This window comes from Bradyrhizobium canariense (genome assembly GCF_019402665.1).
Taxonomy (GTDB): domain Bacteria; phylum Pseudomonadota; class Alphaproteobacteria; order Rhizobiales; family Xanthobacteraceae; genus Bradyrhizobium; species Bradyrhizobium canariense.
The window spans coordinates 182,394-208,384 of the sequence record NZ_VSST01000034.1 but is presented as its reverse complement, the minus strand read 5'-3'; the positions used below and the strand labels follow the sequence as shown (position 1 = coordinate 208,384).

General features: G+C 63.9%; 22 protein-coding genes and 1 pseudogene. 14 read left to right on the top strand and 9 right to left on the bottom strand.

Going from position 1 to position 25,991, the window contains the following annotated elements; all coding sequences use genetic code 11:
* Window position 1 precedes the first annotated feature (1 nt).
* The gene (locus FXB41_RS18690; protein ID WP_219682774.1) at window positions 2-451 is read right to left on the bottom strand and encodes a (2Fe-2S)-binding protein; all 450 of its coding nucleotides are present in this window, start codon (window positions 449-451) and stop codon (window positions 2-4) included.
* 259 nt (window positions 452-710) lie between these two features.
* Here FXB41_RS18690 and FXB41_RS18685 point away from each other — a divergent pair, with 259 nt between their 5' ends.
* Entirely contained in the window at window positions 711-2,330 is a 1,620-nt protein-coding gene (locus FXB41_RS18685; protein ID WP_219682773.1) for a B12-binding domain-containing radical SAM protein, read from the top strand.
* 4 nt (window positions 2,331-2,334) lie between these two features.
* On the opposite strand, the gene FXB41_RS18680 is transcribed toward FXB41_RS18685, so the two are convergent.
* Window positions 2,335-3,723 carry an MFS transporter gene (locus FXB41_RS18680; protein ID WP_007594048.1) on the bottom strand — a complete coding sequence of 463 codons (1,389 nt, stop codon included), beginning with the start codon at window positions 3,721-3,723 and terminating at the stop codon, window positions 2,335-2,337.
* Window positions 3,724-3,892: 169 nt separating this feature from the next.
* Here FXB41_RS18680 and FXB41_RS18675 point away from each other — a divergent pair, with 169 nt between their 5' ends.
* The 3 genes from FXB41_RS18675 (at window position 3,893) to FXB41_RS18665 (ending at window position 6,763) form a co-directional block, all read left to right on the top strand.
* Window positions 3,893-4,954 (top strand): isocitrate/isopropylmalate dehydrogenase family protein, encoded by a 1,062-nt coding sequence (locus tag FXB41_RS18675; RefSeq protein WP_219682772.1) that lies wholly within the window; start codon window positions 3,893-3,895, stop codon window positions 4,952-4,954.
* Window positions 4,955-5,320: 366 nt separating this feature from the next.
* Window positions 5,321-5,599 (top strand): hypothetical protein, encoded by a 279-nt coding sequence (locus FXB41_RS18670; protein ID WP_219682771.1) that lies wholly within the window; start codon window positions 5,321-5,323, stop codon window positions 5,597-5,599.
* 192 nt (window positions 5,600-5,791) lie between these two features.
* Window positions 5,792-6,763: an ABC transporter substrate-binding protein gene (locus tag FXB41_RS18665; protein WP_219682770.1), complete on the top strand. Its 972-nt coding sequence runs from the start codon at window positions 5,792-5,794 to the stop codon at window positions 6,761-6,763.
* Between the two features lie 40 nt (window positions 6,764-6,803).
* Here FXB41_RS18665 and FXB41_RS18660 read toward each other — a convergent pair whose 3' ends face one another.
* Complete coding sequence (locus FXB41_RS18660) at window positions 6,804-7,547, bottom strand: SDR family NAD(P)-dependent oxidoreductase (RefSeq protein ID WP_007594043.1); 744 nt, start codon at window positions 7,545-7,547, stop codon at window positions 6,804-6,806.
* A 168-nt stretch (window positions 7,548-7,715) separates the two neighbouring features.
* On the opposite strand from FXB41_RS18660, the gene FXB41_RS18655 reads away from it, so the two are divergent.
* The 6 genes and pseudogenes from FXB41_RS18655 to FXB41_RS18635 all read left to right on the top strand — a co-directional run bounded on the left by FXB41_RS18655 (window position 7,716) and on the right by FXB41_RS18635 (window position 15,099).
* Window positions 7,716-8,486 carry a methyltransferase domain-containing protein gene (locus FXB41_RS18655; RefSeq protein ID WP_219682769.1) on the top strand — a complete coding sequence of 257 codons (771 nt, stop codon included), beginning with the start codon at window positions 7,716-7,718 and terminating at the stop codon, window positions 8,484-8,486.
* 184 nt (window positions 8,487-8,670) lie between these two features.
* A complete protein-coding gene (locus FXB41_RS18650; protein ID WP_219682768.1) occupies window positions 8,671-9,684 on the top strand; it encodes a DctP family TRAP transporter solute-binding subunit in 1,014 nt (337 codons plus the stop codon).
* A gap of 67 nt (window positions 9,685-9,751) precedes the next feature.
* Window positions 9,752-10,309: pseudogene (locus FXB41_RS41750) on the top strand (TRAP transporter small permease); the annotation flags it as partial.
* A gap of 210 nt (window positions 10,310-10,519) precedes the next feature.
* Window positions 10,520-11,812, top strand: coding sequence for a TRAP transporter large permease (locus tag FXB41_RS41745; protein WP_311985860.1), 1,293 nt, complete (start codon window positions 10,520-10,522; stop codon window positions 11,810-11,812).
* A 119-nt stretch (window positions 11,813-11,931) separates the two neighbouring features.
* On the top strand, window positions 11,932-13,098 hold the full coding sequence (locus FXB41_RS18640) for a GGDEF domain-containing protein (RefSeq protein WP_219682766.1): 1,167 nt from the start codon (window positions 11,932-11,934) through the stop codon (window positions 13,096-13,098).
* 66 nt (window positions 13,099-13,164) lie between these two features.
* Window positions 13,165-15,099: an alkyl/aryl-sulfatase gene (locus tag FXB41_RS18635; RefSeq protein WP_219682765.1), complete on the top strand. Its 1,935-nt coding sequence runs from the start codon at window positions 13,165-13,167 to the stop codon at window positions 15,097-15,099.
* A 133-nt stretch (window positions 15,100-15,232) separates the two neighbouring features.
* On the opposite strand, the gene FXB41_RS18630 is transcribed toward FXB41_RS18635, so the two are convergent.
* Window positions 15,233-16,303 (bottom strand): glycosyltransferase family 4 protein, encoded by a 1,071-nt coding sequence (locus tag FXB41_RS18630; RefSeq protein WP_219682764.1) that lies wholly within the window; start codon window positions 16,301-16,303, stop codon window positions 15,233-15,235.
* 110 nt (window positions 16,304-16,413) lie between these two features.
* A complete protein-coding gene (locus FXB41_RS18625; protein ID WP_219682789.1) occupies window positions 16,414-16,659 on the bottom strand; it encodes a hypothetical protein in 246 nt (81 codons plus the stop codon).
* Here FXB41_RS18625 and FXB41_RS18620 point away from each other — a divergent pair.
* The 4 genes from FXB41_RS18620 to FXB41_RS18605 are packed head-to-tail and all read left to right on the top strand — an operon-like array spanning window position 16,582 to window position 22,487.
* The gene (locus tag FXB41_RS18620) at window positions 16,582-18,345 is read left to right on the top strand and encodes an ABC transporter ATP-binding protein (RefSeq protein WP_219682763.1); all 1,764 of its coding nucleotides are present in this window, start codon (window positions 16,582-16,584) and stop codon (window positions 18,343-18,345) included. The two genes, FXB41_RS18625 and FXB41_RS18620, sit on opposite strands and share 78 nt — an antisense overlap.
* 56 nt (window positions 18,346-18,401) lie before the next feature.
* Window positions 18,402-20,606: an amylo-alpha-1,6-glucosidase gene (locus tag FXB41_RS18615; protein ID WP_219682762.1), complete on the top strand. Its 2,205-nt coding sequence runs from the start codon at window positions 18,402-18,404 to the stop codon at window positions 20,604-20,606.
* 22 nt (window positions 20,607-20,628) lie between these two features.
* Complete coding sequence (locus tag FXB41_RS18610; protein WP_219682761.1) at window positions 20,629-21,150, top strand: PRC-barrel domain-containing protein; 522 nt, start codon at window positions 20,629-20,631, stop codon at window positions 21,148-21,150.
* Between the two features lie 23 nt (window positions 21,151-21,173).
* The gene (locus FXB41_RS18605; protein WP_219682760.1) at window positions 21,174-22,487 is read left to right on the top strand and encodes an MFS transporter; all 1,314 of its coding nucleotides are present in this window, start codon (window positions 21,174-21,176) and stop codon (window positions 22,485-22,487) included.
* A gap of 39 nt (window positions 22,488-22,526) precedes the next feature.
* On the opposite strand, the gene FXB41_RS18600 is transcribed toward FXB41_RS18605, so the two are convergent.
* The 4 genes from FXB41_RS18600 to fixL form a co-directional block, all read right to left on the bottom strand.
* The gene (locus FXB41_RS18600; RefSeq protein WP_219682759.1) at window positions 22,527-23,228 is read right to left on the bottom strand and encodes a helix-turn-helix domain-containing protein; all 702 of its coding nucleotides are present in this window, start codon (window positions 23,226-23,228) and stop codon (window positions 22,527-22,529) included.
* A 103-nt stretch (window positions 23,229-23,331) separates the two neighbouring features.
* On the bottom strand, window positions 23,332-23,754 hold the full coding sequence (locus tag FXB41_RS18595) for a response regulator (protein WP_219682758.1): 423 nt from the start codon (window positions 23,752-23,754) through the stop codon (window positions 23,332-23,334).
* 58 nt (window positions 23,755-23,812) lie between these two features.
* Complete coding sequence (gene fixJ, locus FXB41_RS18590; RefSeq protein WP_007594024.1) at window positions 23,813-24,430, bottom strand: response regulator FixJ; 618 nt, start codon at window positions 24,428-24,430, stop codon at window positions 23,813-23,815.
* Between the two features lie 3 nt (window positions 24,431-24,433).
* Window positions 24,434-25,951, bottom strand: coding sequence for a sensor protein FixL (gene fixL / locus FXB41_RS18585; RefSeq protein ID WP_007594022.1), 1,518 nt, complete (start codon window positions 25,949-25,951; stop codon window positions 24,434-24,436).
* Between the last annotated feature and the right edge of the window lie 40 nt (window positions 25,952-25,991).

The window sequence follows — 25,991 nt, the reverse complement described above, 5'->3', positions numbered from 1 at the left end:
CTTATGCGCTTGCGATCGTGTGGATCGCTTCGCGCACCTGCTGGAAGGTGCCGCAGCGGCAGATATTGGTGATGGCCTCGTCGATGTCGGCGTCGGTCGGCTTCGGCTTCTCGTTCAGCAGCGCCGCCACCGCCATGATCATGCCGCTCTGGCAATAGCCGCATTGCGGCACATCCTGGGCGATCCAGGCTTCCTGCACCTTGTGCAGTGCGTTGCCGGAGGCGAGCCCTTCGATGGTCGTGATCTTCTTGCCTGCGGCCTCGCCGACCGAAACGCCGCAGGAGCGGGTGGCGACGCCGTCGATGTGAACGGTGCAGGCGCCGCATTGTGCAATGCCGCAGCCATATTTCGTGCCGGTCAGGCCGGCATTCTCGCGGATCGCCCAGAGCAGGGGCGTATCCGGCTCGACGTCGAGCGTGAAGGTTTTTCCGTTGATTGTTAGGTTTGCCATCGCAGTCCCCTGATTGGCCCAATCCACCGATTGGACTCAGGGGCGCAATGTGTCCGGCAAATTGGAAACGTTCAAATCAACAGTCCGGGGGGTAGCCGCCAGAGATTTGCTCCCTGGGCGGCCCGCGGCACGGCTTGGGGCGACGTCTACCGGCTTCCGTGCGCAGACGCCCTTGGAACCGGAGCGACAGTTTGTCTCTTTTGCCGGGGTGCAAGTCGACAATGCTCTGCTACAGTGGAATCAGCCAAAAAGAGGTTCCATGAACGTACCGCAGCCTTGCAAAGTCCTGATGCTCTATCCGCTGTTCTCGGCAGAGTCCTTCTGGAGCTTTGGCGAATCCTGCAAAGTGTTGGGCGTGAAGCGCCCTGCGGCCCCTTTGGGGCTGATCACCGTTGCCGCGATGTTGCCCGAGCACTGGACGGTCCGGCTGATCGATTGCAACACGGAAGCCTTCAGCGACGAGGATCTTTCCTGGGCCGACGTCGTCTTCACGGGCGGAATGATGCCGCAGCAGGCCGACACGCTGCGCCTGATCGAAATTTGCCGTGCCGCGGGCAAGCCGGTGGTCGTCGGCGGTCCCGATCCCACCTCAAGCCCCCATATCTATGAGAGGGCCGACTTCCAGGTGCTCGGAGAGGCCGAGAGCGTTCTCCACGAATTCGTCGCGGCCTGGGACAGTGGCGCCCGCTCCGGCGTCTTCATCGCGCCAAAATTCCAGGCCGACGTCACCAAGACGCCGGTGCCGCGCTTCGACCTGCTGAAGTTCGAGGACTACCTTTATCTCGGTGTGCAGTATTCCCGCGGCTGCCCGTTCACCTGCGAGTTCTGCGACATCATCGAGCTCTATGGCCGGGTGCCGCGAACCAAGACGAATGAGCAAATGCTGAACGAGCTCGACAGGCTCTACGCCATGGGTTACCGCGGCCATCTCGACTTCGTCGACGACAACTTCATCGGCAACAAGAAGTCGCTGCGGCTGTTCCTGCCCCAGCTCGCCGAATGGCAGCGTGCTCACGGCTATCCGTTCGAGTTGTCGACTGAAGCCTCGGTCAATCTGGCCGACGATCCCGAGCTGTTGGAGCTGATGGGTCAGGCGAATTTCTTCGCCATCTTCGTCGGCATCGAAAGTCCGGATCCGGCGACGCTGGTCGCGATGCGGAAGAAGCAGAACACGCGGCGCAACATCGCCGAGAGCATCCACAAGATCTACGCCGCAGGCATGCTCGTCACCGCGGGTTTCATCGTCGGCTTCGACAATGAGAAGCTCTCGATGGCGGATGCCATGATCGACTTCATCGAAGAGGCGGCGATCCCGGTCAGCATGGTCGGCCTGCTCTATGCCTTGCCGAACACGCAGCTGACGCGCCGCCTCGAGCGCGAAGGCCGGCTGCACCCCGGCCACGATTTGGCGCCGACCATCGGCGCCGATCAGTGTACCGCCGGGATCAACTTCGATCCGGTGCGCCCGTTGCGCGACATCCTGACGGACTACAAGCGCGTGCTGGAGCACATCTACAGCCCAGAGGCCTATGCAAGGCGCGTTGATCGCCTGATGACGCTGCTCGACCGGTCCAGGCAGCGCCAAGAGCTCGCCGAGGGCGATATCCGCGCCGGGCTCGGGGCGATGGAAACGGTGCACAAGGTGGTCACAGCCCTTCCCGAGGCGCGAGGGCCGCTGTGGCAGACCTTCATGAACTGCGCCAAGCGCGACACCTCATCGGCGCGGATCGCCGTGCAGATGATCGCGGCCTATGCGCATCTCGGGCCGTTCTCGCGCAAGGTCATCGCTGCCATCGATGAGCGCCTCGCTGCGCTCGACGAGGAAACGGTCGTTCCGGTGGCGACTGTCGAGGTAACGGCGGCCCGGCATCTGGCCTGACGGACTACTTCACCGCCAGCCGCAAAAAGCTCATCACGCTGCCGAGCGCGGCGAAGCCGGCGCCAAGTGCCAATGCCACGACTGCGCCGTCGTGACCGGCCAGCGAGAAGCAGGCTGCGGCGAGCGCGGCCCCCGTCGTCTGCCCGGTCAGGCGCGCGGTGGCGACGATGCCGGAGGCGCTGCCGCTGCGATGTGGCGGCGCGCTCGACATCACCGCCTTCATGTTCGGCGCCTGGAAGAAGCCGAACCCCATGCCGCAGATCACCATCCGCCAGATGATGTCGGGGATCGCAGGATTGGCCGGCAGCATCGCCAGCAGCGCCATGCCGAGGCCGAGCATCACGAGCCCAATGCCGCCGAGCAGTCCGACCGCGTGCCGGTCGGAGAGGCGCCCCGCGATCGGCGCCATGATGCCGACCACCAGCGGCCACGGCGTCATGAAGAAGCCGGTCTCGACCTGCGAACGCCCCAGCACGTCCTCGAAATAGAACGGCAGCGAGACAAAGGCGAGGCCCTGCACCGCGAACGAGCATACCGCGGTCGCCGCCGACAGCGCGAACATCGGCCGACTGAACAGATCGATCGGCAGCATCGGCGCGGGATGGTCGGCATGGCGGCGCGTCAGGATGAAGCCGAGCACCAGGGCCGTGAGCAGTTCGATGCCCACGACCACTGGTGACAGATTGTGCGCAGCACTGCCGATGCCCGTGATGAACAACCCGAGACAGGCCGACGCCAGGATCGCGCCGAGGAAGTCAAAGCCGTGATCGGCGCGCGGCGTTTTCGGCAGCATCGCAAAGCCGATGCCGATCGCGACGAGGCCGAACGGGATGTTGACGGCGAACAGCCATGGCCACGGGCCGAGCGCGAGGATGGCGGAGGCGATCGAGGGACCGAAGGTGAAGGCGGTCGCGACCACCAGCGCGTTGTGGCCGAAGCCGCGGCCGAGCATCCGGCCGGGATAGACGAAGCGCACCAGCGCCGTGTTGACGCTCATGATGCCGCTCGCACCTAACCCTTGCAGCGTGCGCGCAACCAGCAGGCTCTCCAGCGACCAGGCCACCGCGCAGAACAGCGAGGCGATGGTGAACAGGATCAGGCCGCCGAGATAGATGCGCTGGTGCCCGACGATCTCGCCGAGTGCTCCCAACGGCAGCAGCGTCGCCACCAGCGCGATCTGGTAGACGTTGACCACCCAGACCGATTGCTCAGGGCTGACATGCAGGTCGCCGGCAATGGCGGGCAGCGCGATGTTCGCGATCGCGGTGTCGAGCGAGGCCATGGCCAGCGCGGTGAAGATCGCGGCAATGGCCCAGCGCCGCTGTGCGGGCGGAAGGCCGTCGGAAATGGTGTGGTCGGGCTTGCGCGCGGCGGCGGGTAACGTGATTGTCATTGCGTTAGCGCGTTGCTCCGGCGGCCGGCTCCAGGGGACTTGGCATGTACTACGGCGCGGCCGCCTTCCACAGGCATATGCTTGCATGCAGTGTATGCGCGAAGGCTGGGCGATGATTCCTGGCGCCGGCGTATGATCGCATGAGCTGCTGCAATGTCAGGGGAGCGCCATGCACATCGTCGTTTTGCCCGGTGACGGCATCGGGCCCGAGATCACGACCGCGACATCAGGCGTGTTGCGTGCCGCCTCCGAGCGCTTCCAGCTCAATCTGCGGCTGGAGGAGCACGCAGTTGGCCATGCGAGCCTCAAACAATTCGGTACGACGGTGCGCCCCGAGCTGCTCGACATCGTCCGTGCCGCCGACGGGCTGATCCTCGGGCCGACCGCGACTTTCGACTTCAAGGACGAGGCCCATGGCGAGATCAACCCGTCGCGGTATTTCCGCAAGAACCTCGACCTCTACGCCAATGTCCGGCCCGCACGCACCTATGCGGGGCTGTCCGGCCGGGTCGGTGATTTCGACCTTGTCGTGGTGCGCGAGAACACGGAAGGGTTTTACGCCGACCGCAACATGGAGCAGGGCAATGGCGAGATGCTGGTCACATCGGATGTCGTGATCTCGCTGCGCCGGATCACGCGCCATTGCTGCGAACGCATCGCGCATGCGGCGTGCCGGCTGGCGATGAAGCGGCGCAAGCATCTCACCATCGTGCACAAGGCCAATGTGCTCAAGCTCGGCGACGGCATGTTCCTCGACATCTGCCGCGAGGCGGCGAATGCCTATCCCGGCCTCGCCGTCGACGACATCCTCGTCGACGCCATGATGGCGCATGTTGTACGCAACCCCGACCGCTTCGACGTCATCGTCGCCACCAACATGTTCGGCGACATCCTGTCCGATCTCACCGCAGAGCTTTCCGGCAGCCTCGGCCTCGGCGGCTCGCTCAATGTCGGTCACAGCCACGCCATGGCGCAGGCCGCGCACGGTTCGGCGCCTGACATTGCAGGCCAGGACGTCGCAAATCCGGTCTCGCTGGTCCTGTCGACGGCCCTGCTGCTGGCCTGGCACGGCGAGAACAGCGGCGCGGTACGGTACGAGGAAGCCGCTCGTGCGATCGAGGTGGCGGTGGCAAAAGCGATCGGCGAAGGCAGGGCAACGCGCGATGTCGGCGGCAAGCTCGGCACCATCGCGGCGGGGGCCGCGATCGCAGAGATCTTGCAGGCGGAGTGAGGTGGTCCTGCGGGTCTTGCGTGTTTTTTTAAAGGCTCAAAACAAAAAACGCGAAAACAACCCCATGCACAGTAGAAGGCCCCTTGATTAATAAGGGATTTCCGAACCGCGCAGCGACGACATTCACCGCGGCCATGACGTTGACCTGTCGGGCAAAACACTGGCAGGATGCCAGGATTGCACCGGTCCGCAAAAGACCATGTGTGCTTCCCGTGAAGGAGCGATGCCCGCTCCTGTGCTGAAGCAGATCTACGCGGGCAGCTCCGGCATTCACCTTTTGGACCCGTTGCAGACGTTAGGCTGGATATGTTGCCTTTTCCACCGCACGTTGAGGTATCATAAATTCTGAACTGCTAGCTGGGTTGTATGGCCTGGATTGTTGCCTTCGCAGTCTTAGTGTTTGTTTACCGTCGCGCGACGCGTGCTGGCGACCGGCTTGCGGAACTGAAACCGACGGGAATGCTGCGCTCGCCGCTGTTCTACGCACAAACGGCGCTCCTTTGCGTTCTAGTGGTGCTTATGTTGGCTCCGGGTTACCTGCCACACGAGCGGTGGGCTGTTGCCGCCTATCTTGTCGTCCTGGTGATCGTGGTAGCAGCGCTCTTGTTCGTGCGGCGCGCATTGAAATGGCGCTACCCCGTTTAATGTGATCACTTCCGCTTATGGCCCTTATCGTCGCTTGGCATACGGCATCGGCAGGTCCGGAGTCTGGCTAGAGCAGAAGTCATCGCCTCCGGTGCAGACTGCCGCCTTTGACCTGACCCGGTCATCAGTGCAGCTTGGACCAACGTAGAACAATGGCTGTTCTCAGCCGGGGTGTATGAGATCGGATTGATAATGAAACGACGAGAATTCCTGACTTTGGTTGGTGTGGCGTCTGCGTTGCCTCTGGCAGCGCGAGCACAGCAAGTGAAGCGAATGCCCCGAATTGGCCTTCTCCTCCCCCCACCGCGGAATTTGGAAGTAGACTCATTCCTCAAGGGGCTCAGCGATCTCGGTTGGGTTAACGGCGCGAACATTCATGTCGAATATCGCGACGCCGGTGGCGACGACGCCAGGCTGCCGGCGCTTGCGAATGAACTTGTCGCTCTTGATATTGACGTTCTCGTCACAGCCACATTCCCCGGGATTCTTGCCGCTCATAACGCGACGGCAAAAATTCCGACCGTAATGATCGTGGGCCCCGATCTGGTGACCATAGGCCTTGCAGCCAGCATGGCTCATCCTGGCGGCAACATCACAGGGCAAACCTTTTTCCTCACAGAACTGGCTGCAAAGCGCCTGGAGATTCTCGCAGGCTTGGCTCCCTCGACCAGACGCGTGGGGGTGCTCATGCAGCGAGGAAATCCACTGAACAACGCTACAATGAGCACCATGAGGAACGCGGCGCAGGCATTGAAGATGGAGCTACTACCTATCGAGGTCGACGTTCCCGGCGATCTCGAAAGCGCGCTGTCACTCGTCGGCTCTAACCCGATGGACGGCCTCGTGATCACGGACGCAAACGCGTTTGTCACCAACACGTCCATGGTGGCCGCGATTGTGGACAAGTGCCGGGTGCCATCGGTTGCCGCACCCATTGTCGCCGCCCGGGGGGCGGCCCTGATGGGATACGGTGTGGACTTCACCGCAATGTTCCGCCACGCCGCTGTTTTCGTCGACAAGATATTGAAGGGTGCCAACCCCGCCGAGATTCCCATCGAGCAGCCGACGCAGTTCAAGACCGTCATCAACCACAAGACCGCAAAGGCACTCGGCGTGGAGATACCTCCGTCGTTGCTGGTGCGCGCGGACGACGTGATCGAATAACAGCGGCGGCCTCTTCGGCAAGCGGGCGAGCCAATTCGCTCTAGAACTGATATCTCCTCAGCCCCCCATCCACCGGGATCACCGTGCCCGTGATGTACCGCGCTACAGGGGACGCCAGAAACACCGCCAACGCCGCAAGGTCTTCCGGCTCGCCCCAATAGCCGACAGGAATCTCCTCCTCCGCGAACCGCTCGCGATAATCGGGCGCGTAGTTGCGGCGGATCTGTTCGCTCATGATGCGGCCGGGCGGGATGCAGTTGATGGTGATGCCGTGCTCGCCGATCTCGCGCGACAGGCCCTTGGCCCAGGCGTGCACGGCGGCTTTGGCGGCGAACGCGGCGTTGAGCCCTTCCGGCTCGGACTTGCCGGTGATGTTGACGATGCGGCCCCATTTGCGTTCGATCATCTGCGGCAGCAGCGCATGCGCGATGCGGCGGTAGCTGGTGAAATTCAGCGCGATCGCTTCGTCCCATTGGCTGTCGGGCGCATCGACGGGGAGGGGGCGGCTGCCGCCGGCATTGTTGATGAGGATGTCGACATGGCCGAGCTCGCTCACGGCGAAGGCCGAAATCCTCTCCGCCGCGTCCTTGGCCATCACGTCCTGCTCGAATGGCGTGATCAGACCGGAGCCGACTTCGCTCACCAGCTCGGCGAGCAGATCGGTTCGCCGTGCCACGCCGACGACGCGCACGCCTTCGGCAGCCAAACCCTTGGCGATGGCGCGGCCGATGCCGACGCTCGCTCCGGTGACGACGGCGGTTTTCGATTTGAGCCCGAGATCCATGGTGACACGCCCTCTTGTTTGCTTTTCTGCTTGTCGCTGTTGGTTTGGCTGTTCGTTTTTCTGTTCGTTTCCTGCCCTGTCCCGTCAGCCTGATTTGCCCGACCGGGACGAGCAGTGGTAACCAAGAGCCGCGTTGAAGGAAACACGAAAAAGAAAAGGCGCCGAGCGATGGTCTGGGATCCGCAGCAATATCTGAAATTCTCCGGGCACCGCCTCCGGCCCGCCGTCGACCTCTTGATGCGGATTCCGGATTCTGGCCCGCGTGCGGTTGCCGATCTCGGTGCCGGCGCCGGCAACGTCACCAGGCTGATCAAGGAGCGTTGGCCGGACGCGACGGTGACCGGTGTCGAGGGATCAGCCGAGATGGTTGCCGCCGGCCGCAAGGCGGCGCCGGACGTGGAATGGTCGCACGAGGATCTCGGCCATTGGCGCCCGACGAAGCAATATGACGTGATCTATTCCAATGCCGCGCTGCACTGGCTGGCCAATCATGCGGCACTGTTTCCGTCGATCATGGAGAAAGTGACGCCCGGCGGAATGCTCGCTGTGCAGATGCCGCGCAACTTTCTGGCGCCCTCGCATGTGCTGATTGGCGAGACGGCGCTGAACGGTCCCTGGCGGTCCAAGGTCGAGCATCTCGTCACGCCGCCGCCGGTCGAAGCGCCGGCCTATTATCACGGTCTTCTTGCTCCGATGTCGGCCAATATCGACATCTGGGAGACCGAATATCTGCAGGTGCTGGAAGGCGAGAATCCCGTGAAAGAGTGGACCAAGGGGACTTGGCTGACGCGCTATCTCGACATCTTGCAGGGCGACGAGAAGGCAGCGTTCGAAGCCGCCTATGGGATGCGGGTCGCGAAAGCCTATCCGAAGAACGCCGCGGGACAGACGCTGTTTCCCTTCCGGCGTCTGTTCATGGTCGCCCAGCGCAACGGCTGATCGTACTGCCGCAATGCGACATAAGCGCTCGCTTCCGGGAACGCAGCAGGTGCCGGGTTGCGCAAGACAGCTTGGCTGCGGCAAATTGGGCTTAGGTCTAGTTGTTCGGGTGGCGGATTGCTGTCAGTACTGAAATCGGAAAACAAAAAAGACCCGGTTTTAGAGGTTGTTGGGAGGTTCGTTCATGCGCAAGCTGCTTCTTGCGGTCGCCGCCGCAGCTGTTCTCGTGAGTCCCGTCTTGTCTCCGGTCTTGGCCCAGGCCCAGAGCCCGATCGTCATCAAATTCAGCCACGTCGTTGCCAACGACACTCCCAAGGGCAAGGGCGCCCTGAAGTTCAAGGAACTCGCGGAGAAGTACACCGACGGCAAGGTCAAGGTCGAAATCTACCCGAACTCCACGCTGTACAAGGACAAGGAGGAGATCGAGGCGCTGCAGCTCGGCTCGGTGCAGATGCTTGCCCCCTCGACCGCGAAGTTCGCCCCGCTCGGTATCAAGGAGTTCGAGGCGCTCGACCTGCCATGGTTGTTCAAGGACGATCAAACCTATTCCAACGCGATGAAGGGCACGATCGGCAAGTGGCTGTTCGATAAGCTCGAGACCAAGGGCATTACCGGGCTCGCGTATTGGGACAACGGCTTCCACATGCTCTCCGCCAACCGTGCCCTGATGAAGCCGACCGATTTCCAGGGTCTCAAATTCCGCATCTCCGGATCGAAGGTCGCCGACCAATATCTCCGGATCATGGGCTCGATCCCCCAGATCATGGCGTTTTCCGAAGTCTACCAGGCTTTGCAGACAGGCGTGGTCGACGGCTGCGAGAACACCGCCTCCAATTACCTGACGCAGAAATTCTACGAGGTGCAGAAGGACATCACCGTGTCCTATCACGCGCACCTGCAATATGCTGTGATCGTCAATTCGAAATTCTGGTCCGGCCTGCCGCCCGATATCCGCGCCCAGCTCGAGAAGGCGATGAACGAGGCGACCGACTACACCAACTCGATCGCGCGCCAGGAAAACGAGGATGCGCTGGCCGAGATCAAGAAGACGGGCAAGACCACGCTGCATTATCTGACTGACGCCGATCGCAAGGCGTGGCAGGAAGCGATGCAGCCGACCTACAAATGGGCGAAGGGGCGGGTCGGGCAGGAGGTGCTCGATCTCCTCGCCAAGGAACTCGACGTCAAGATGAACTGACGCCGGCGCGCTATAAGAACAACCATGAACGGTCGGGGGTGATCGCACTCCCGGCCGTTGCTCTTGAATGATGAGCCAAGCTGAGGGGACCAAGTTGCTGCGTGCATTGAATCGTGTGCTCGATCATCTCGAGGAATGGCTGATCGCGACGATGATCGCGGCCGCGACATTGCTCATCTTCGTTGCCGTGCTGCACCGATATGGCGCCGGGCTGTCGATCGACATCGCCAAATGGGCGGAGGCGCGCAACCTGGCCTTGCTGGCCGTCCCCGCGCGAGCCGCGTTCGTCTGGCTTGCCGCTCTCGATTTGTCCTGGGCGCAGGAACTCTGCATCTACATGTTCATCTGGATGGCGAAGTTCGGTGCGGCCTACGGGGTGCGCACCGGCATCCATGTCGGCGTCGACGTCCTGGTCAATGTCCTTCCCGGCGGATCGCGCCGCCGCGTCATCACGTTCGGCCTGATGTGCGGCGCCCTTTTCACGGCCATCGTGTGCTATTTCGGGGCCGCGTTCGTCGGCCAGATGTGGCAGACCGGCCAGCAATCCAACGACCTCGAAGCGCCGATGTGGCTGGTGTATCTCACCATCCCGCTCGGCTCCGGGCTGATGTGCTTCCGCTTCCTGCAGGTCGCCTGGTCGTTCTATCACACCGGCGAGCTGCCGCATCACGACATGGCCGGCGTCGAGGGCGTCGAAATAGACCCGGTCCATCCGGCCCCGGTCACGCGCAGTCAGGTCGTCCGCGACGAACGCAGCCCGCTCGGCTGGGTCCTGATGTTGTTGCCGGTCCTGATCGTCGCCGTGTGCTTCGCCCATTCGGCGCACGTGATCACGCTGCCGCAGGGCCTCCGTGTCGCCGTGGTTTTCGGCCTTCTGCTGTCGTTGATGCTCACGGGCATGCCGATCTCGATCGCGCTCGGTCTGACCGTGCTCAGCTTCATGTTCACGCTGACCGACGTGCGAACGGAATCGGTGGCGCTGAAGCTGTTCACCGGCATCGAGAGCTTCGAGATCATGGCGATCCCGTTCTTCATCCTTGCCGGCAACTTCCTGACCCATGGCGGCGTGGCGCGCCGGATGATCACGTTCGCGACGTCGCTGGTCGGCCATTGGTATGGCGGCCTTGCGCTCTCGGGCGTGGTCGCCTGCGCGCTGTTCGCCGCGATTTCCGGCTCGTCGCCGGCCACCGTGGTGGCGATCGGATCGGTGATCCTGCCCGCGATGGTCGCGCAGGGATTCCCGAAGAGGTTCGGGGCGGGCGTGATCACGACCTCGGGCTCATTGGGAATTCTCATTCCCCCATCGATTCCGATGGTTCTTTTCGCCGTCTCCACCAACACCTCCGTCGGCAAGCTGTTCATCGCCGGCATTGTGCCGGGAATGGTGCTCGCCATGCTGCTCGGCGCCACGACGTTCTATCGAGCCTGGCGTAACGACTATCCGAGGATGCCGAAAGCAACCCTCTACGAGCGCTTCGATGCGCTCCGCAAGTCGATCTGGGGTATCCTGCTGATCGTGATCGTGATCGGCGGCATCTACAGCGGCCTGTTCACACCGACCGAAGCTGCCGCCGTCAGCGCGGTGTACGCCTTCATCGTCGCAGTGTTCATCTACAAGGATTTGAAGCTGCGAGACGTGCCGCGGGTGCTGCTGTCATCGGCGAATCTTTCGGCGATGCTGCTCTACATCATCACCAACGCCGTCTTGTTCTCGTTCCTGATGACTTACGAGAACGTGCCGCAAGCGCTTGCGCAATGGATGATCGACCAGGGCCTCGGCTGGATCGGCTTCCTGCTCGTCGTCAATCTCCTGCTGCTATTGGCCGGCAACGTGATGGAGCCGTCCTCGATCATCCTGATCATGGCGCCGATCCTGTTTCCGGTTGCGATCAAGCTCGGCATCGATCCGATCCATTTCGGCATCCTGATGACGGTCAACATGGAAGTCGGGCTGTGCCATCCGCCGGTCGGCCTCAATCTCTACGTCGCCTCAGGCATCGCCAAGATGGGCATCACCGAGCTCACGGTTGCGGTGTGGCCATGGCTGCTGACAATGCTGGGATTCCTGGTGGTCGTGACATACTGGCCCGGTCTGTCGCTGTGGCTGCCGAGGCTGCTCGGCATGTAGCCGAGCTCAGGCGATGCATGGCTAACGCGCGGTAAATCCGCTCGTTCAAATGCCACCGCTGTGCGATGCACACATTTTTACAGATGTGCGGTAGGACCATGCGAGCGGATGAGGCTGGCATGTTGTTCAATAGAATGGAATCCGGACGGGCGTCGATTTCCGATGCCGTCTACATGGAAGTGATCACGGGCCTGCACGGCACGACGATCCCTACTATTCTCGCCGCCGTCTGCCAGGTGATGGTCGGCGCGATCACAACCTACGAGACCGGTGACGCGGTCACGGCAGCCCTTACGGTCGCCGGTGTCGTCGTGGCCATGATCCGTCTGTCCGAAATCGCTGCGTTCCGCCGTCGCCTCACGCAGCCGTCGCGGCTGGATCGGGCCGAGGCCGCGCGCTGGGAACGGCGGTACATTGCCGGCACCGTCATCACCGCCTTGGTACTGGGCGTGTTTGCCGCGCGCAGCATCGTGCTCGGCGACGCGCTCTGCTGCGTGATGGCGGTCGGCATCGGTTTCGGCTTCGGTGCCGGCGTGGTGGCGCGGCTGGCACTGCGCCCGGTCGCAGCACTGCTCGATCTGGTCGCGATCGCCGCGCCCGCCGCGATCGTGACGTTCATGCAGCCCGATCTGCGCCATGTCGGGCTCGGGCTCCTCATCCTGATGTATGTGGCCGCCAGCTTCGAGATGGTGCGGCTGAGCTTCAATGCCTCGATCAGCCAGATCACGCTCAAGCGACAGTTCGAGCGGCTCGCGCGCTCGGACTCGATGACCGGCGTCTTTAACCGCTCGGTGCTGGCGGAGGATCTGCCGCGAATGCTGGCGGACGGAAATTCCAGCATGATCGCCGTCCACGCGCTCGATCTCGACCGCTTCAAGGAGGCCAATGACCGGTTCGGCCATCCAGTCGGCGACGCGCTGCTCAAGCAGGTGGCCGGGCGGCTCAAGGCGCTTGCCGCAGCTCATGATCTCGTGGTCCGGATGGGCGGCGACGAGTTCATCCTGGTGCAGCGCGCGGCGACCGATGCGGAAGCGATGGCACGGCGGATCGTGCAATCGCTCAGCGCGCCCTATCATGTCGACGGGCAGGTGATCGGGCTCGGCGTCAGCGTCGGCGTTGCCGTCGCGCCGCAGGATGGGCGCACGGTGGAGGGGCTGTTGTCGCGCTCCGACCGGGCGATGTACCGCGCCAAGCAGGACGGCGGCGGCTACGTGCTGGCGCGGGAGCTGCGGACGGCGGACATGCGCGCCTCCGGTAAGCCGGTGGCCGCAGGTTTGGCTGCGTAAGGACTTGTTGGAACCGCAATCGAGATGCGGTTAGATGCCTCCCAAGGGACGAGCCGGGAGGGCAGTATGAGCAGCATCGACGCCAGCAACGGGCCGAAGGGCGCAACGCCATCCGTCATCGCGCAGCAAACAGCGATGCTGAACGCGCTGCCGTTCTCCGACACGCGAGATTTCGACGACGCCGCGCGCGGCTTCCTCGGCACGATCGAGAACGCGGAGATCACCAATCCGCAAGGGCGGACGGTCTGGAGCCTCGAGCCTTACGGCTTCCTGTCGACTGAAGAGGCGCCAGCCACGGTCAATCCGAGCCTGTGGCGGCAGTCGCGGCTCAACATGCAACACGGCCTGTTCGAGGTCGTGCCCGGAATCTACCAGGTGCGCGGGCTCGACATCGCCAACATGACGCTGATCGAAGGCGACAGCGGCGTCATCGTCGTCGACACCCTGACCTCGATCGAGGGCGCGCGCGCCGCGCTCGATCTCTACTACAAGCATCGCGGCCAGCGACCGGTCGCGGCCGTGATCTTCACCCACACCCACACCGACCATTGGGGCGGCGCGCGCGGCGTGCTCGAGGAGGATGCACTCGCGACCGGCCGCGTGCCGATCATCGCGCCGAACTTGTTCATGGAGCATGCCGTCTCCGAGAACATCATCGCGGGACCTGCAATGCTGCGCCGGGCGCAGTACCAGTTCGGGCCACTCCTGGCCAAGGGCGCGCGCGGGCAGGTCGATTGCGGCCTCGGCAAGTCGATGGCGGCAGGTTCGGTGGCGCTGCTGCGGCCGACCGATTTGATCATGGCGACCGGCGACCGTCGCGTGATCGACGGTGTCGAATTCGAATTCCAGATGGCGCCGAACAGCGAAGCGCCGGCGGAGATGCATTTCTTCATCCCGCGTTACAAGCTGTTGAACCTCGCCGAGAACTGCACCCACAATTTCCACAATCTGCTGCCGTTTCGCGGCGCCGACGTGCGCGACGCGCTGGCCTGGTCGAAATATCTGGGCGAGGCCTTGCAGCTCTGGGACGGCAAGGCGGAAGCGATGTGCGGCCAGCATCACTGGCCGGTGTGGGGGCACGAACGCATCGGCACGATGATCCGGCAGCAGCGCGACCTCTATAAGTTCGCGCATGACCAGACCATCCGCCTGATGAACCACGGCCTCACCGCGGCCGAGATTGCCGAAACGATCCAGCTGCCCAACAGCCTGGAGGGCGCCTGGCACGGCCGCGGCTATTACGGCCACATCCGGCATAATGTGAAGGCGATCTATCAAAAATACCTGGGCTGGTACGACGCCAATCCGGTCAATCTCGATCCGTTGCCCCCGGTTGAGTCGGGCAGGAAATATGTCGAGTACATGGGCGGCGCCGACGCCATCCTCGCGCGGGCGCGTGTCGATTTCGACAAGGGCGAATTCCGCTTCGTGGCGCAGGCGCTCGGCCATCTCGTCTTTGCCGAGCCGGACAATCAGGCTGCGCGTGCGTTGCTGGCGGATACGCTGGAGCAGCTCGGCTATGCCGCCGAAAGCGCGACCTGGCGCAATGCCTATCTGTTCGGCGCGCAGGAATTGCGCCAGGGCATGCCGAAGGTGCCGCCGCGCCCGCCGATGCCGCGCGAGACGCTGGCGGCGCTGCGTACCTCACAGCTCTGGGACGTGCTCGGCATCCGCCTCAACGGACTCAAGGCGGAAGGAAAGCACATCGTGCTGAACTGGAGCTTCTCCGACACCGGCGAGACCTTCGTGCTCAATCTGGAGAACTGCGCGCTCACCTACACAGAGGGCATGCAGGCGGACAATGCCGATGCCAGCTTCACGCTCGCGCGGTCGACGCTCGATGAGGTGATCGCAAAACTGACCAGCTTCCCGGAGGCCGTGACCGCCGGCAAGGTCAAATTCGCCGGCAACCCGATGCGCCTGGCCGAGCTGATGGGCCTGATGGACGAATTCCCGCGCATGTTCGAGATCGTCGAGCCGAGGCGGGCGGTGGTGAGGTAGCGCAGCCGTCACCGCGTTCCCACTGTCATCGTCCGGCTTGACCGGACGATCCAGTACTCCGCGGCGGGAGTTGCGTGAGCAAACTGCTGCCGCGGCGTACTGGATGCCCCGCCAGCGCGGGGCATGACAGCGGCTACTCCGCGCTGCTCACCAGCTTGATCCGCGGCGCCTGTTCCTCGCCAAGGCTCCGATAGGCCGCGAGATAATCCAGCGCCATCCGCCGCGCCGTGAAGCGCGTCTCGAATTGCTTGCGGATGACGGAGCGGTCGAGTTGCGACAGGCGACCGACGACGCCGGCTGCGCTGAGGACGTCCTCGACGACGAAGCCGGTGAGGCCCTCGTCGATGATCTCCGGCACCGAGCCGCGGTTGAAGGCGATGACCGGCGTTCCGCAGGCCATGGCTTCGATCATCACCAGGCCGAACGGCTCCGGCCAGTCGATCGGCAACAAGAGGCCGAGCGCGCCGCTCAAAAAGTCCGACTTCTCGTGATCGCTGATCTCGCCGATGAATTCCACCAGCGGATTGTTCTCGATCATCGGCCGGATCAGCTCGTCATAGTAATCCTGGTCGGCTCGATCGACTTTGGCGGCGATCCTGAGCGGAATGCCGCAATGCGTCGCGATCTTGATGGCGCGGTCGACGCCCTTTTCCGGCGCGATGCGGCCGAGCACGGCGAGGTATTCCTGTTTCGCCGGCTTCGGCGTCAGCAGGTTCTCGGGCAGGCCGTGGTGGATCGTCCTCACCCAATTGGCCTGCGGCACCGGCCGGCGCTGCGCGTTCGAGATCGAGATGACGGGGACCTTCGAGAAGGTGTTGAAGACCGGCTGATGCTCCGGCAGGTCGAGCCGGCCGTGCAGCGTGGTCAGGAACGGCGTCGGCTGCCGGTAGAACAGCGACCACGGATAATAATCGAGATGGAAGTGGAGGAAGTCGAACTCCTCGTCGTCACATTTCTGCCGCACCCGCTCCAGCATCACCATGTGCAGCGCATTGGGATCGCGCACGGAACCGTCGAGGCGGAGCGCCCGCGGCCACAGCGCATCCAGCTTTGCCGAGGTTTGCGAGTCGCCGCTGGCGAACAGCGTCACATCGTGCCCAAGGGCCACCAGCTCTTCCGTCAACCAATGCACCACCCGCTCGGTGCCGCCATACAGCTTGGGTGGAACAGCCTCCGTCAACGGAGCTACCTGCGCGATGCGCATCTCACCATCTCCTCTGTGCGATCATGATTGTAGAAAGCCCCCGCCTGTTCAGCACCGGCACGCCAAACAAGGGAACGTTCCCGCACTTGCGAAGTTCCTCCTTCCGAACGTTACTTATTCGACACGTCGGATGCCCGTCGCGATGCTGCCATCACATCTTCGCAGAACGCCCGCATCCGCATGTCGTGATGAGTGTGCCCGGGAACCGAGGCGAGGTGGTCGATGTTCAGTCGGCTAACAACAAAAGTTTGAATCATCACGACGGGGTCAATAGTCACATGGATCATCTTTCTGGGTATGCGCACCGGCCGTTTGCCTTTGTTTTGCGCTATCTTCGGCGTCGGCTCGCGTCGCATCTCGTGATCCTGACGGCTGTGGTGGCGGCCGTTGCCTGCTCCGTAGGCACGCAGTACGGCGTCAAATCCCTCGTCGACAGTCTGTCGGCGGGCGCTTCTCATGGTGGGAGCGTATGGCTGGCATTCATTTTCCTCATGACGCTGATCGCCGCCGACAATTTCCTTTGGCGGATCGCGAGCTGGACCGCCAGCTTCACCTTCGTTCGTGTCACGGGTGATTTACGCCGTGACATATTTCGTCATCTGACCGGCCATGCGCCGAGCTACTTCTCCGACCGCATGCCCGGCATGCTGACCAGCCGCATCACGGCGACGTCGAATGCGGTGTTCACGGTCGAAAACATGTTCGTCTGGAATGTGTTGCCGCCGTGCATCGCGACGGTTGCGGCCATCGCTCTGATTGGAACCGTCAGCCCTTACATGGCACTCGGCCTGATGGTGATTGCCGGCGGGATGGTGCTTGCGATGTTCCGTCTCGCTGCCGCGGGAAAGCCGCTGCATGACGACTTCGCCGACAAGGCCGCCGTCGTCGACGGCGAGATGATCGACGTCATCAGCAACATGCCGCTGGTGCGCGCCTTCTGCGGCATCGGGCACGAGCATGAGCGGTTCGACGCGACTGTGAACCGGGAGCTCACCGCCCGCGGCCGCAGCCTGCGCTATCTGGAGAAGCTGCGGCTTATCCATGCCGGCGTCACTGTCGTGCTCACGATCGCCCTGATGGCCTGGGCGATCATGCTCTGGCAGGATGGCCGGGCGACCACCGGCGACGTGGTGCTGGTCTGCACCCTCGGTCTCTCCATTCTGAACGCGACGCGCGATCTTGCGGTGGCGTTGGTCGACGTCACCCAGCACGTTGCGCGGCTGACCGAGGCGATCGCCACGCTGCTGGTGCCGCATGAATTGCGCGACCACCCCGAGGCCGAGCCGCTGGTGAAGAGCGGCGCCGCGATCGCGTTCAACAATGTCACCTTCGGCTATCCCGGCGGCGAAAAGATCTTCGAGCGCTTCAGCCTGCGCCTGCAACCCGGCCAGCGCGTCGGCCTGGTCGGCCAGTCCGGCGGCGGCAAGTCGACGCTGTTCACGCTGCTCCAGCGCTTCTACGACACCGACGAGGGCAGCATCACCGTCGACGGCCAGGACATTTCCAAGGTGACGCAGCAGAGTCTGCGCGAGGCGATCTCCGTCGTGCCGCAGGACATCTCGCTGTTCCACCGCTCGATTCGCGAGAACATCCGCTATGGCCGCCCGAACGCGACCGACGACGAGGTGCTGCGTGCCGCGATTGCGGCGCGCTGCGATTTCGTCGAAAGCCTGCCTGGCGGTCTCGACACCATGGTCGGCGACCGCGGTGTCAAGATGTCCGGCGGTCAGCGCCAGCGCATCGCGATCGCGCGCGCCTTCCTGAAGGACGCGCCGATCCTGCTGCTGGACGAGGCGACCGCCGCGCTCGACAGCGAATCCGAGGAGGCGATCCGTGAGGCGTTGTCGCGGCTGATGCGCGGCCGCACCGTCATCGCGATCGCCCACCGCCTCGCGACCCTGCGCAATTTCGATCGCGTGGTCGTGTTGAGGGGTGGTAAGATCATCGAGGACGGGTCGCCCGAGCGTCTGATGCAGGGCCACGGTCCCTATCGTGAGCTGGTCACGCAGGAAATGAGCCGGCTCGCCCAAGCCGCCGCGTAAACCAACAGTCGCGTTCGAGTCGGTTGCGTGTCGAAACAAGCGCAGGGGAGCTGCTGATGTCGGCTGAAGCCGTTACCCAATTCGTCTCCGTGACGCGGACCGTGGACCAGGTCGCGGAGCAGCCGTTCTATATTCCGATGACAGGACCGTCGGCGCGGCCGCGGCGTTCGCTCAAGCACGACGACACCTTTATCGTGCTCGACAGCCATGGCGACATCGGCGCTTCGGCTGGCGGGCCCGATGGCCTGTTCCACCACGACACGCGCTATCTTGCGAGGCTCGAGCTCGTGCTCGACGATCTCCAGCCGTTGCTGCTGGGCTCGAACCTGCGCGACGACAATTCAGCCCTGACCGTCGATCTCACCAATCCGGACATCTACCGGCAGGGCAGCCTCGTGCTGCAAAAGGACCTGCTGCACATCGTGCGCACGATCTTCCTGTGGCGCGGCACCGCCTATCAGCGCATCGGCGTGCAGAACCACGGCGACCGCCCGGCCGGCTTCGCGCTGACGCTGCTGTTCGATAACGACTTCGCCGATCTGTTCGAAGTCCGCGGCGAGCGGCGCGCGCGCCGCGGCATCGGCTCGAGCCGGCTGTTGGGACCGACCGACGTGCTGTTCGACTACCGCGGTCTTGACGATGCCGAGCGCACCACGGGCTTGCATTTCGATCCGCGCCCAACGAAACTGTCCGTGAATGCCGCGACCTGGCAGCTCGAACTCGACCCGCATGAGTCGAAATCCCTGTTCGTGGCCGTGTCCTGCAACCGGCCGGTCGCCGAGAAGCCGGCGCGCTTTTTCAGAAGCCTGCTCGCCCACCGCCGCGAGATGCGCCGATCGACGATCGGCGCCGCCAGCATCGAGACCTCCAACAACATCTTCAACGAGGTGCTGTGCCAGGCCATGGCCGACCTCAACATGCTGATGACGGAGACGCCGCAGGGCCGCTATCCCTATGCGGGGATTCCCTGGTACTCGACGACGTTCGGCCGCGACGGGCTGATCACCGCGCTACAGATGCTGTGGGTCGATCCGCGGATCGCCAAGGGCGTGCTGCGGCGGCTCGCCCATTTCCAGGCCAAGGCGGTCGATCCGCTCGCCGATGCCGCGCCGGGCAAGATCCTGCATGAGATGCGCGGCGGCGAGATGGCGGCGCTGCGGGAGGTACCGTTCGCGCAATATTACGGTAGCGTCGATTCCACGGCCTTGTTCGTCCTGCTGGCAGGAAGCTATTTCGAACGCACCGGCGACGAGAAGACATTGACCGAGCTGTGGCCGGCCATCGAAGCGGGGTTGGCCTGGATCGACGGCCCCGGTGACCCCGACAAGGACGGCTTCGTCGAATATCAGCGCGCCACGGAAAAGGGCCTCGCCAACCAGGGCTGGAAGGATTCCTACGACGCGATCTTCCATGCCGATGGCCAGCTTGCGGAAGGCAATCTCGCGCTGGCCGAAGTGCAAGGTTACGTCTTTGCCGCCAAGCGGCTCGCCGCGCGCTGCGCGCTCCGGCTCGGCAAGCCTGATCTCGCCAGGAAGCTCGAGGCCGAAGCCAAGGCGCTGGCCGAGCGTTTCGAGACCGCGTTCTGGTGCGAGGAGCTCGGCACCTATGCGCTTGCGCTCGACGGCAAGAAGCGGCCCTGCAAGGTGCGGACCTCGAACGCCGGCCAGATCCTGTTCAGCGGCATGATCCGCGAGGACCGCGCGCGCCTCGTCGCCGCCGATTTGATGCGGCCGCATTTCTTCTCGGGCTGGGGCATCCGCACCGTCGCTGTCGGCGAGGTGCGATACAACCCGATGTCCTATCATGACGGGTCGATCTGGCCGCACGACAATGCGCTGATCGCGCTCGGGCTCGCGCGCTACGGGCTCAAGCATTCGGTCGCGCATGTCTTCAAGGGACTGTTCGACGCCGCGACCTACATGGACCTGCGCCGCTTGCCCGAATTGTTCTGCGGCTTCCGGCGCGAAAAGCGGCGCGGCCCGACGCTCTATCCGGTCGCCTGCGCGCCGCAGGCCTGGGCCAGCGCAACGGCGTTCACGCTATTGGAGGCGGCGCTGGGCATGGAGTTCGACGTGGACCGCGGCGAGATCCGGCTGCGCAATCCGCATCTGCCGGCGTTTCTGCACGAGGTGATTTTGCGCGATCTGCGTCTGGGCGAGTCCAGCGTGGACCTGCGCGTCAGCCGCCATGGCGATGACGTGGCGCTGGAAGTGTTGCGCACGCGTGGCCAGATCCAGGTCTCGATCGTGCTGGCGCGCTAGCGGCGCGCCGGGAGGAGGGTGCATGCGTACCGCCGGATGGTTGGCCCTGGGCGTCGTGATCGTCTGCGGGATGACGCTCGCCGTGTCACGTGCCGCGGAGGAGTCGCCCGCACCCGCGACTGAAGCGAATGCACCGCCGACGGCGCAGCCGCCGGCGTCATCGGTCCCCGTCACGCCCAAGAATGCCGCGCCACCACCGTCGGTCACGATCATCGGCGCGAGCGATGCGCACGGTGTGCTTGGCCGTGACGTGCTCAGCGCGGCGAACGAGGACATGGGCCGCATCGTCGACGTCATCGTCGATCGGAGCGGGCACGTGCGCGCCGCCGTGATCGATTTCGGCGGCTTCCTCGGCGTCGGCAGCCGCAAGATCGTGGTGGACTGGAACGCGATGCGGTTCGGCAAGATCGTCAACAAGAAGGACAGCATCACGCTGGAATTGACCAAGGCACAGGTCGCAGCCGCGCCGGAATACAAGGAGGACACGCCGATGGTGGTGCTCGGCGCGTCCGGCAGCCTGCAGCCGCTGCAAGCTGTTCAGTGAGGCGCGGGGAGGGATGGCCGCCGGTGCTGTTGTCGAGGAAGCCGAATCATGCGGATCGCGAGGGCCGCGTTGAGCAGGACAACGTTTCCACGCCGTCGCCTGCCGGCATTCCGGCGCCGTCGCGCCAGAGTCTGCGCGGCCTCGACTGGTTCATCTTCTTCCTCGCCGACGTGCAGACCGGATTCGGGCCGTTCATCGCGGTTTATCTGACGACCCAGAAATGGACCCAGGTCGAGATCGGCCTCGTGCTGTCGATCGGCGGCATCGTTGCCTTGATCGGCCAGATGCCGGGCGGCGCCATCATCGATGCCGCGAAATCCGAGCGACTGGTCGCAGGCCTCGCCATCGCCACCATCGGCTGCTGCGCGCTCGCCTATGCGGCGATGCCGATCTTCCCCGTGGTGGTGGCTGCGGCCACCTTGCACGCCGCCGCGAGCTGCGTGCTCGGACCGGCGATCGCGGCAATCAGTCTCGGTCTGGTCGGCCCGCTCGCGATCGGCGAGCGTCTCGGCCGCAACGCGCGCTTTGCCTCGCTTGGCAACGGTGTTGCGGCCGCGGTGATGGGAACGGCCGGCTATCTGCTGTCGAGCCGCTCGGTGTTCCTGGTCACCTTCCTGCTCGCAATCCCCACCTTGATCGCCCTCTCTCGCATCCGCGAGCACGAGGTCGACATCGCACGCTGTCACGGCGAGATGCCGCGCGAGGCGGAGGATCGCGGCGACACCAATATCTGGCACTTGATCCGGCAGCGGCCGCTCATTGTCTTCGCGCTCAGCGTGCTCTTGTTGCAGCTCGCGAACGCCTCGATGATGCCGCTGATGGCAAGCGCGGTGACGGCGCGATCGAGCGAGTGGGCGACGGTGCTCGTCGCGTTTTGCATCGTCGTGCCGCAGGCGATCGTGGCGCTGCTGTCGCCGAGCGTAGGGCGCAAGGCGCAAGCATGGGGCCGCAGGCCGCTGCTGCTGATCGGATTCGCGGCGCTGACGATTCGCGGTCTGCTGTTCGCGACCGTGCGCGATCCGTATCTGCTGGTGCTGGTGCAGGTGTTCGACGGCCTCACCGCGGCGGTGTTCGCGGTGATGATCCCGCTGATCGTGGCCGACGTCGCCTTCGGCAGCGGCCATTTCAACCTCGCGCAGGGCATCGTCGGCACGGCGATGGGCATCGGCGCGTCGATGAGCACCGCGCTTGGCGGCTATGTCAGCGATAAATTCGGCAATGCCATGGCGTTCACCGGATTGTCCGGCGTCGCGGCGACGGGACTTCTGCTTATTCTGCTTGTGATGCCGGAGACGCGGCGCAAGGGCATGATCGCAGCAAAAGAAATGGCCGGCTGAACCAATTCAGCCGGCCATGAGCGGGTGGGAGAGAGGAGATCAGGCGTCGAGATTGTGCAGGCGTGCGCGGTTGCGCAACACGATCTGGCGTGCACCGGAGAAGCCGAGAATGCCTTGGGCGTGAAGCAGTGACAGCGCGCGCGAGACGGTCTCGAGCGTGAGACCGAGATAGTCGCCGATGTCGCGGCGGCACATCGGCAGCGCCATCATGCCGGCAACCGCGAGGCGGCGGTCCATTTCGAGCAGGAAGGTTGCGACGCGCTCCATCGCGGTCTTGCGGCCCAGCAGCAGCATGTGGTCTTCGGCGTGGCGAAGCTCACCGGCGGTCATGGCCCAGAGCTTGCGGGCGACCTGGACGTCGGTGGCTGCGGCCTTCTCGAGGCTCGCGCGCTTCACGAGGCGCACCGTGGTGTCGATGATAGCTTCAGCAGCAAGGCGGTGAGTGGTGCCGGATTCGAGGCCGAATACGTCGCCGGAAAGGTGGAAGGAGCCGATCTGGCGGCGGCCGTCGGAGAGGAGCTTGTAGCTGCGCACGGCGCCGGTGACGACCTGATAGACATACTCGGCCGGCTCGTCCTCGCCATAGATCTCCTCTTCCTTGCGATAGGAGAACTCGGTGGCAACGAGGCCAACATGGCCGGCAATCGCGCCGAACTGGTCGGAGACGGGATGGCCCGGGGCGATCTTGCTGCCGTTGATCTGGGTCTTGATCGCCTGGGTGTTGATCGTCTGGGTCAGCATCTGCGCCATCTCCGTTGTGATGACGCTTTGGTACGCGGTATCGGATGCCTCGAAAATTTCGCGAGATATCTTAAGGGGGGTGCCTTACGTAGAATCCCGTAGGTCAGCTATGGACCCGGTTCTGGATGGCGTGGCGAATGCGTTTGGCCAGGTTTTCGTCCAGAAGCGGCTTCAGAATTACCTCGTTCACGCCTGCGGCCGCCGCCCGGGCCGAGATATTCGGGTCGGGATAGCCGGTGATCAGGATCACCGGGGTACCGCCCTCGGAGAGGCGCAGCCGCCCGGCCAGCTCGATGCCGTTGATGTCGGGCATTTTGTAGTCGATCACGTAACAGTCTGCACCGGACGGGCTCGCCGCATTGAGCAGCGCCGTGGCATTTCGAAAGGTCCGCACGGCAAAGCCGTCGGTTTCCAACAGGAAGCGCAGGGAGCCCAGCACGGCGGCGTCGTCGTCCACCACATAGACGGTTGGTTTCGCGGGTGACGACATCGGGAGCCGCTCAGGATGGGAGCTGATCGCAATCATTCCGATCTGGTAGCACAGGGCGAGCGACCGGTTTTGACTTGCCTCAATCCTGGTGACTTCAATCGTTGAGCATTCCGGCGCGCATCGCCAGCCGGACCAGCTCCGACAGGCTGTTGGCCTGCATCTTGGTCATCACGTTGGCCCGGTAGACCTCGATGGTACGCGGGCTGATGTCGTACTCGCGGGCGATCAGCTTGTTGGAGAGGCCCGCGATCAGCCCCTCCATGACCTGGCGCTCCCTGGGGCTCAGGGAAGCGACGCGAGCGGCGAGGTCCTGGGCCACGGCCTCGTTCCTGGCCGCCGGCTCGCCCTCGCGGATCGCGGATTCGATCATGGCGACGAGGCGGTCATCTTCGAACGGCTTTTCCAGGAAATCCATGGCACCGAGTTTCATCGCCTCGACCGCGAGCGGCACGTCGCCATGGCCGGTCATGATCAGGATTGGAAACCGGCTGCGCTGCGCCTTCAGGCGCTTGAGAAGCTCGATCCCGTCGATACCGGGCATCCGCACGTCGGAGACGACGCAGCCGAAGGCGAGGCCGGGCAGGGCGTCGAGAAAACTCTGCGCGTTGTCGAACAGTGTGACGCCGAAGCCAGCTGAATCCAGCAGGAAATTCAGCGAATCCCGCATCGCCTCGTCGTCGTCAATGACGTAGATGATTCCCTTGGTCGTCATGGATCAGTTCTCGTCGGCTGCCGGCAACGTGAAGCGGAATGTCGCTCCACCCGATGCGTTGCTCTCGGCCCACATCCGGCCGCCGTGAGCCTCGATGATCGAGCGGCTGATGGACAGTCCTACGCCCATGCCGGTGTCCTTGGTGGTGAAGAAAGTCTGAAACAGGTTTGGCATGACGTCGTCCTGGAAGCCGGAGCCGGTGTCGGAGACCTCGATCTCGATCATGTCGTCGGCGGCGCGGGTGTTGGTGACGACGAGCTCGCGCCGTGGCGACTGCGCCATCGCTTCCAGCGCGTTGCGGAACAGGTTGACCAGCACCTGCTGGATTTGCACCCGGTCGGCGAGCACGAGATCGGCATTTGGATTGAGGCCGAAACGGAGCTGCACATCCTGCTCGCGCGCGCCTGCCAGCCCGAGGGCGCCGGCCTCTTCGATCAGTCTGGACAGACTCTCGACCCGTTTCTCCGATTCGCCGCGGGAGACGAAGTCGCGCAAGCGCCGGATGATCTGGCCGGCGCGCAGCGCCTGTTCGGCGGCGCGGTCCAGCGCGCTCTCGATCTTCGGCGCATTCGGATCCTGGCTTCCGGCGAGCAACCGCCGCGACCCCTTCATGTAGTTGCTGATCGCTGCCAGCGGCTGGTTCAGCTCGTGGGCGAGCGCGGACGCCATTTCGCCCATCGCGCTCAATCGCGAGACATGGACGAGCTCGGATTGCAATTCCTGGAGCCGCGTCTGGGTTTTCTGATGCTCGGTCAGATCGCGGACGAAGCCGGTAAAATAGGGCTCGCCGCCCGACTGCATCTCGCCGATCGACAGGTGCATCGGAAAGGTCGTGCCGTCGCGGCGCTTGCCGGTCACGATGCGACCGATGCCGATGATGTGTGGGTCGCTGGTGGTCCGGTAGCGCGCGATGTAGCCGTCGTGACGTGAGCTGTCGGGCTCCGGCATCAGGATGCGCACGTTCTGCCCGATCGCCTCCGACTCGACCCAGCCGAACAGGCGCTCCGCCGCCGTGCTGAAGAGCTGGATGATGCCATGGCCGTCGATGACGATCATGGCATCGGGAATCGTCTGGAGGATCGAGCGGAGGTGACTCTCGCGGGTGCGCAGGGTTTCCTCGACCTGCTTCTCCTCATCGACGTCAAGAAAGATGCCGCTGAGATGTCGAGCGGCGCCGGCGTCGTCTCGAATCAGCCCCGCGCGGGCGCGAATCCACTGCGCTCTGCCCGACGCCCCCGCGACCCTGAACGACACGTCGAAGCTGCCGCCCCGTTCGGAGACGCGCCGGATCGCGATCTCGATCCGCTCGCGGTCGTTCGGCTCCAGCCGGGACAGGAACAGCGCGTAACTCACCGATTGGCCAGATTCGATTCCGAACAGGCTTCTGGCCGTCTCCGACCACTCCAATTCCAGTGTCGTGAGATCGAGATCCCAGGTCCCGACGCCAAATCCTTCGATTCGAACGCGGAAATGTTCGCCCCGGCCGTCATCTTGCGGATGAATCACACGGGTCGGCGCCAAACGATCACTCCCATTCTGATGCGGGGAACCGCACAGCGTT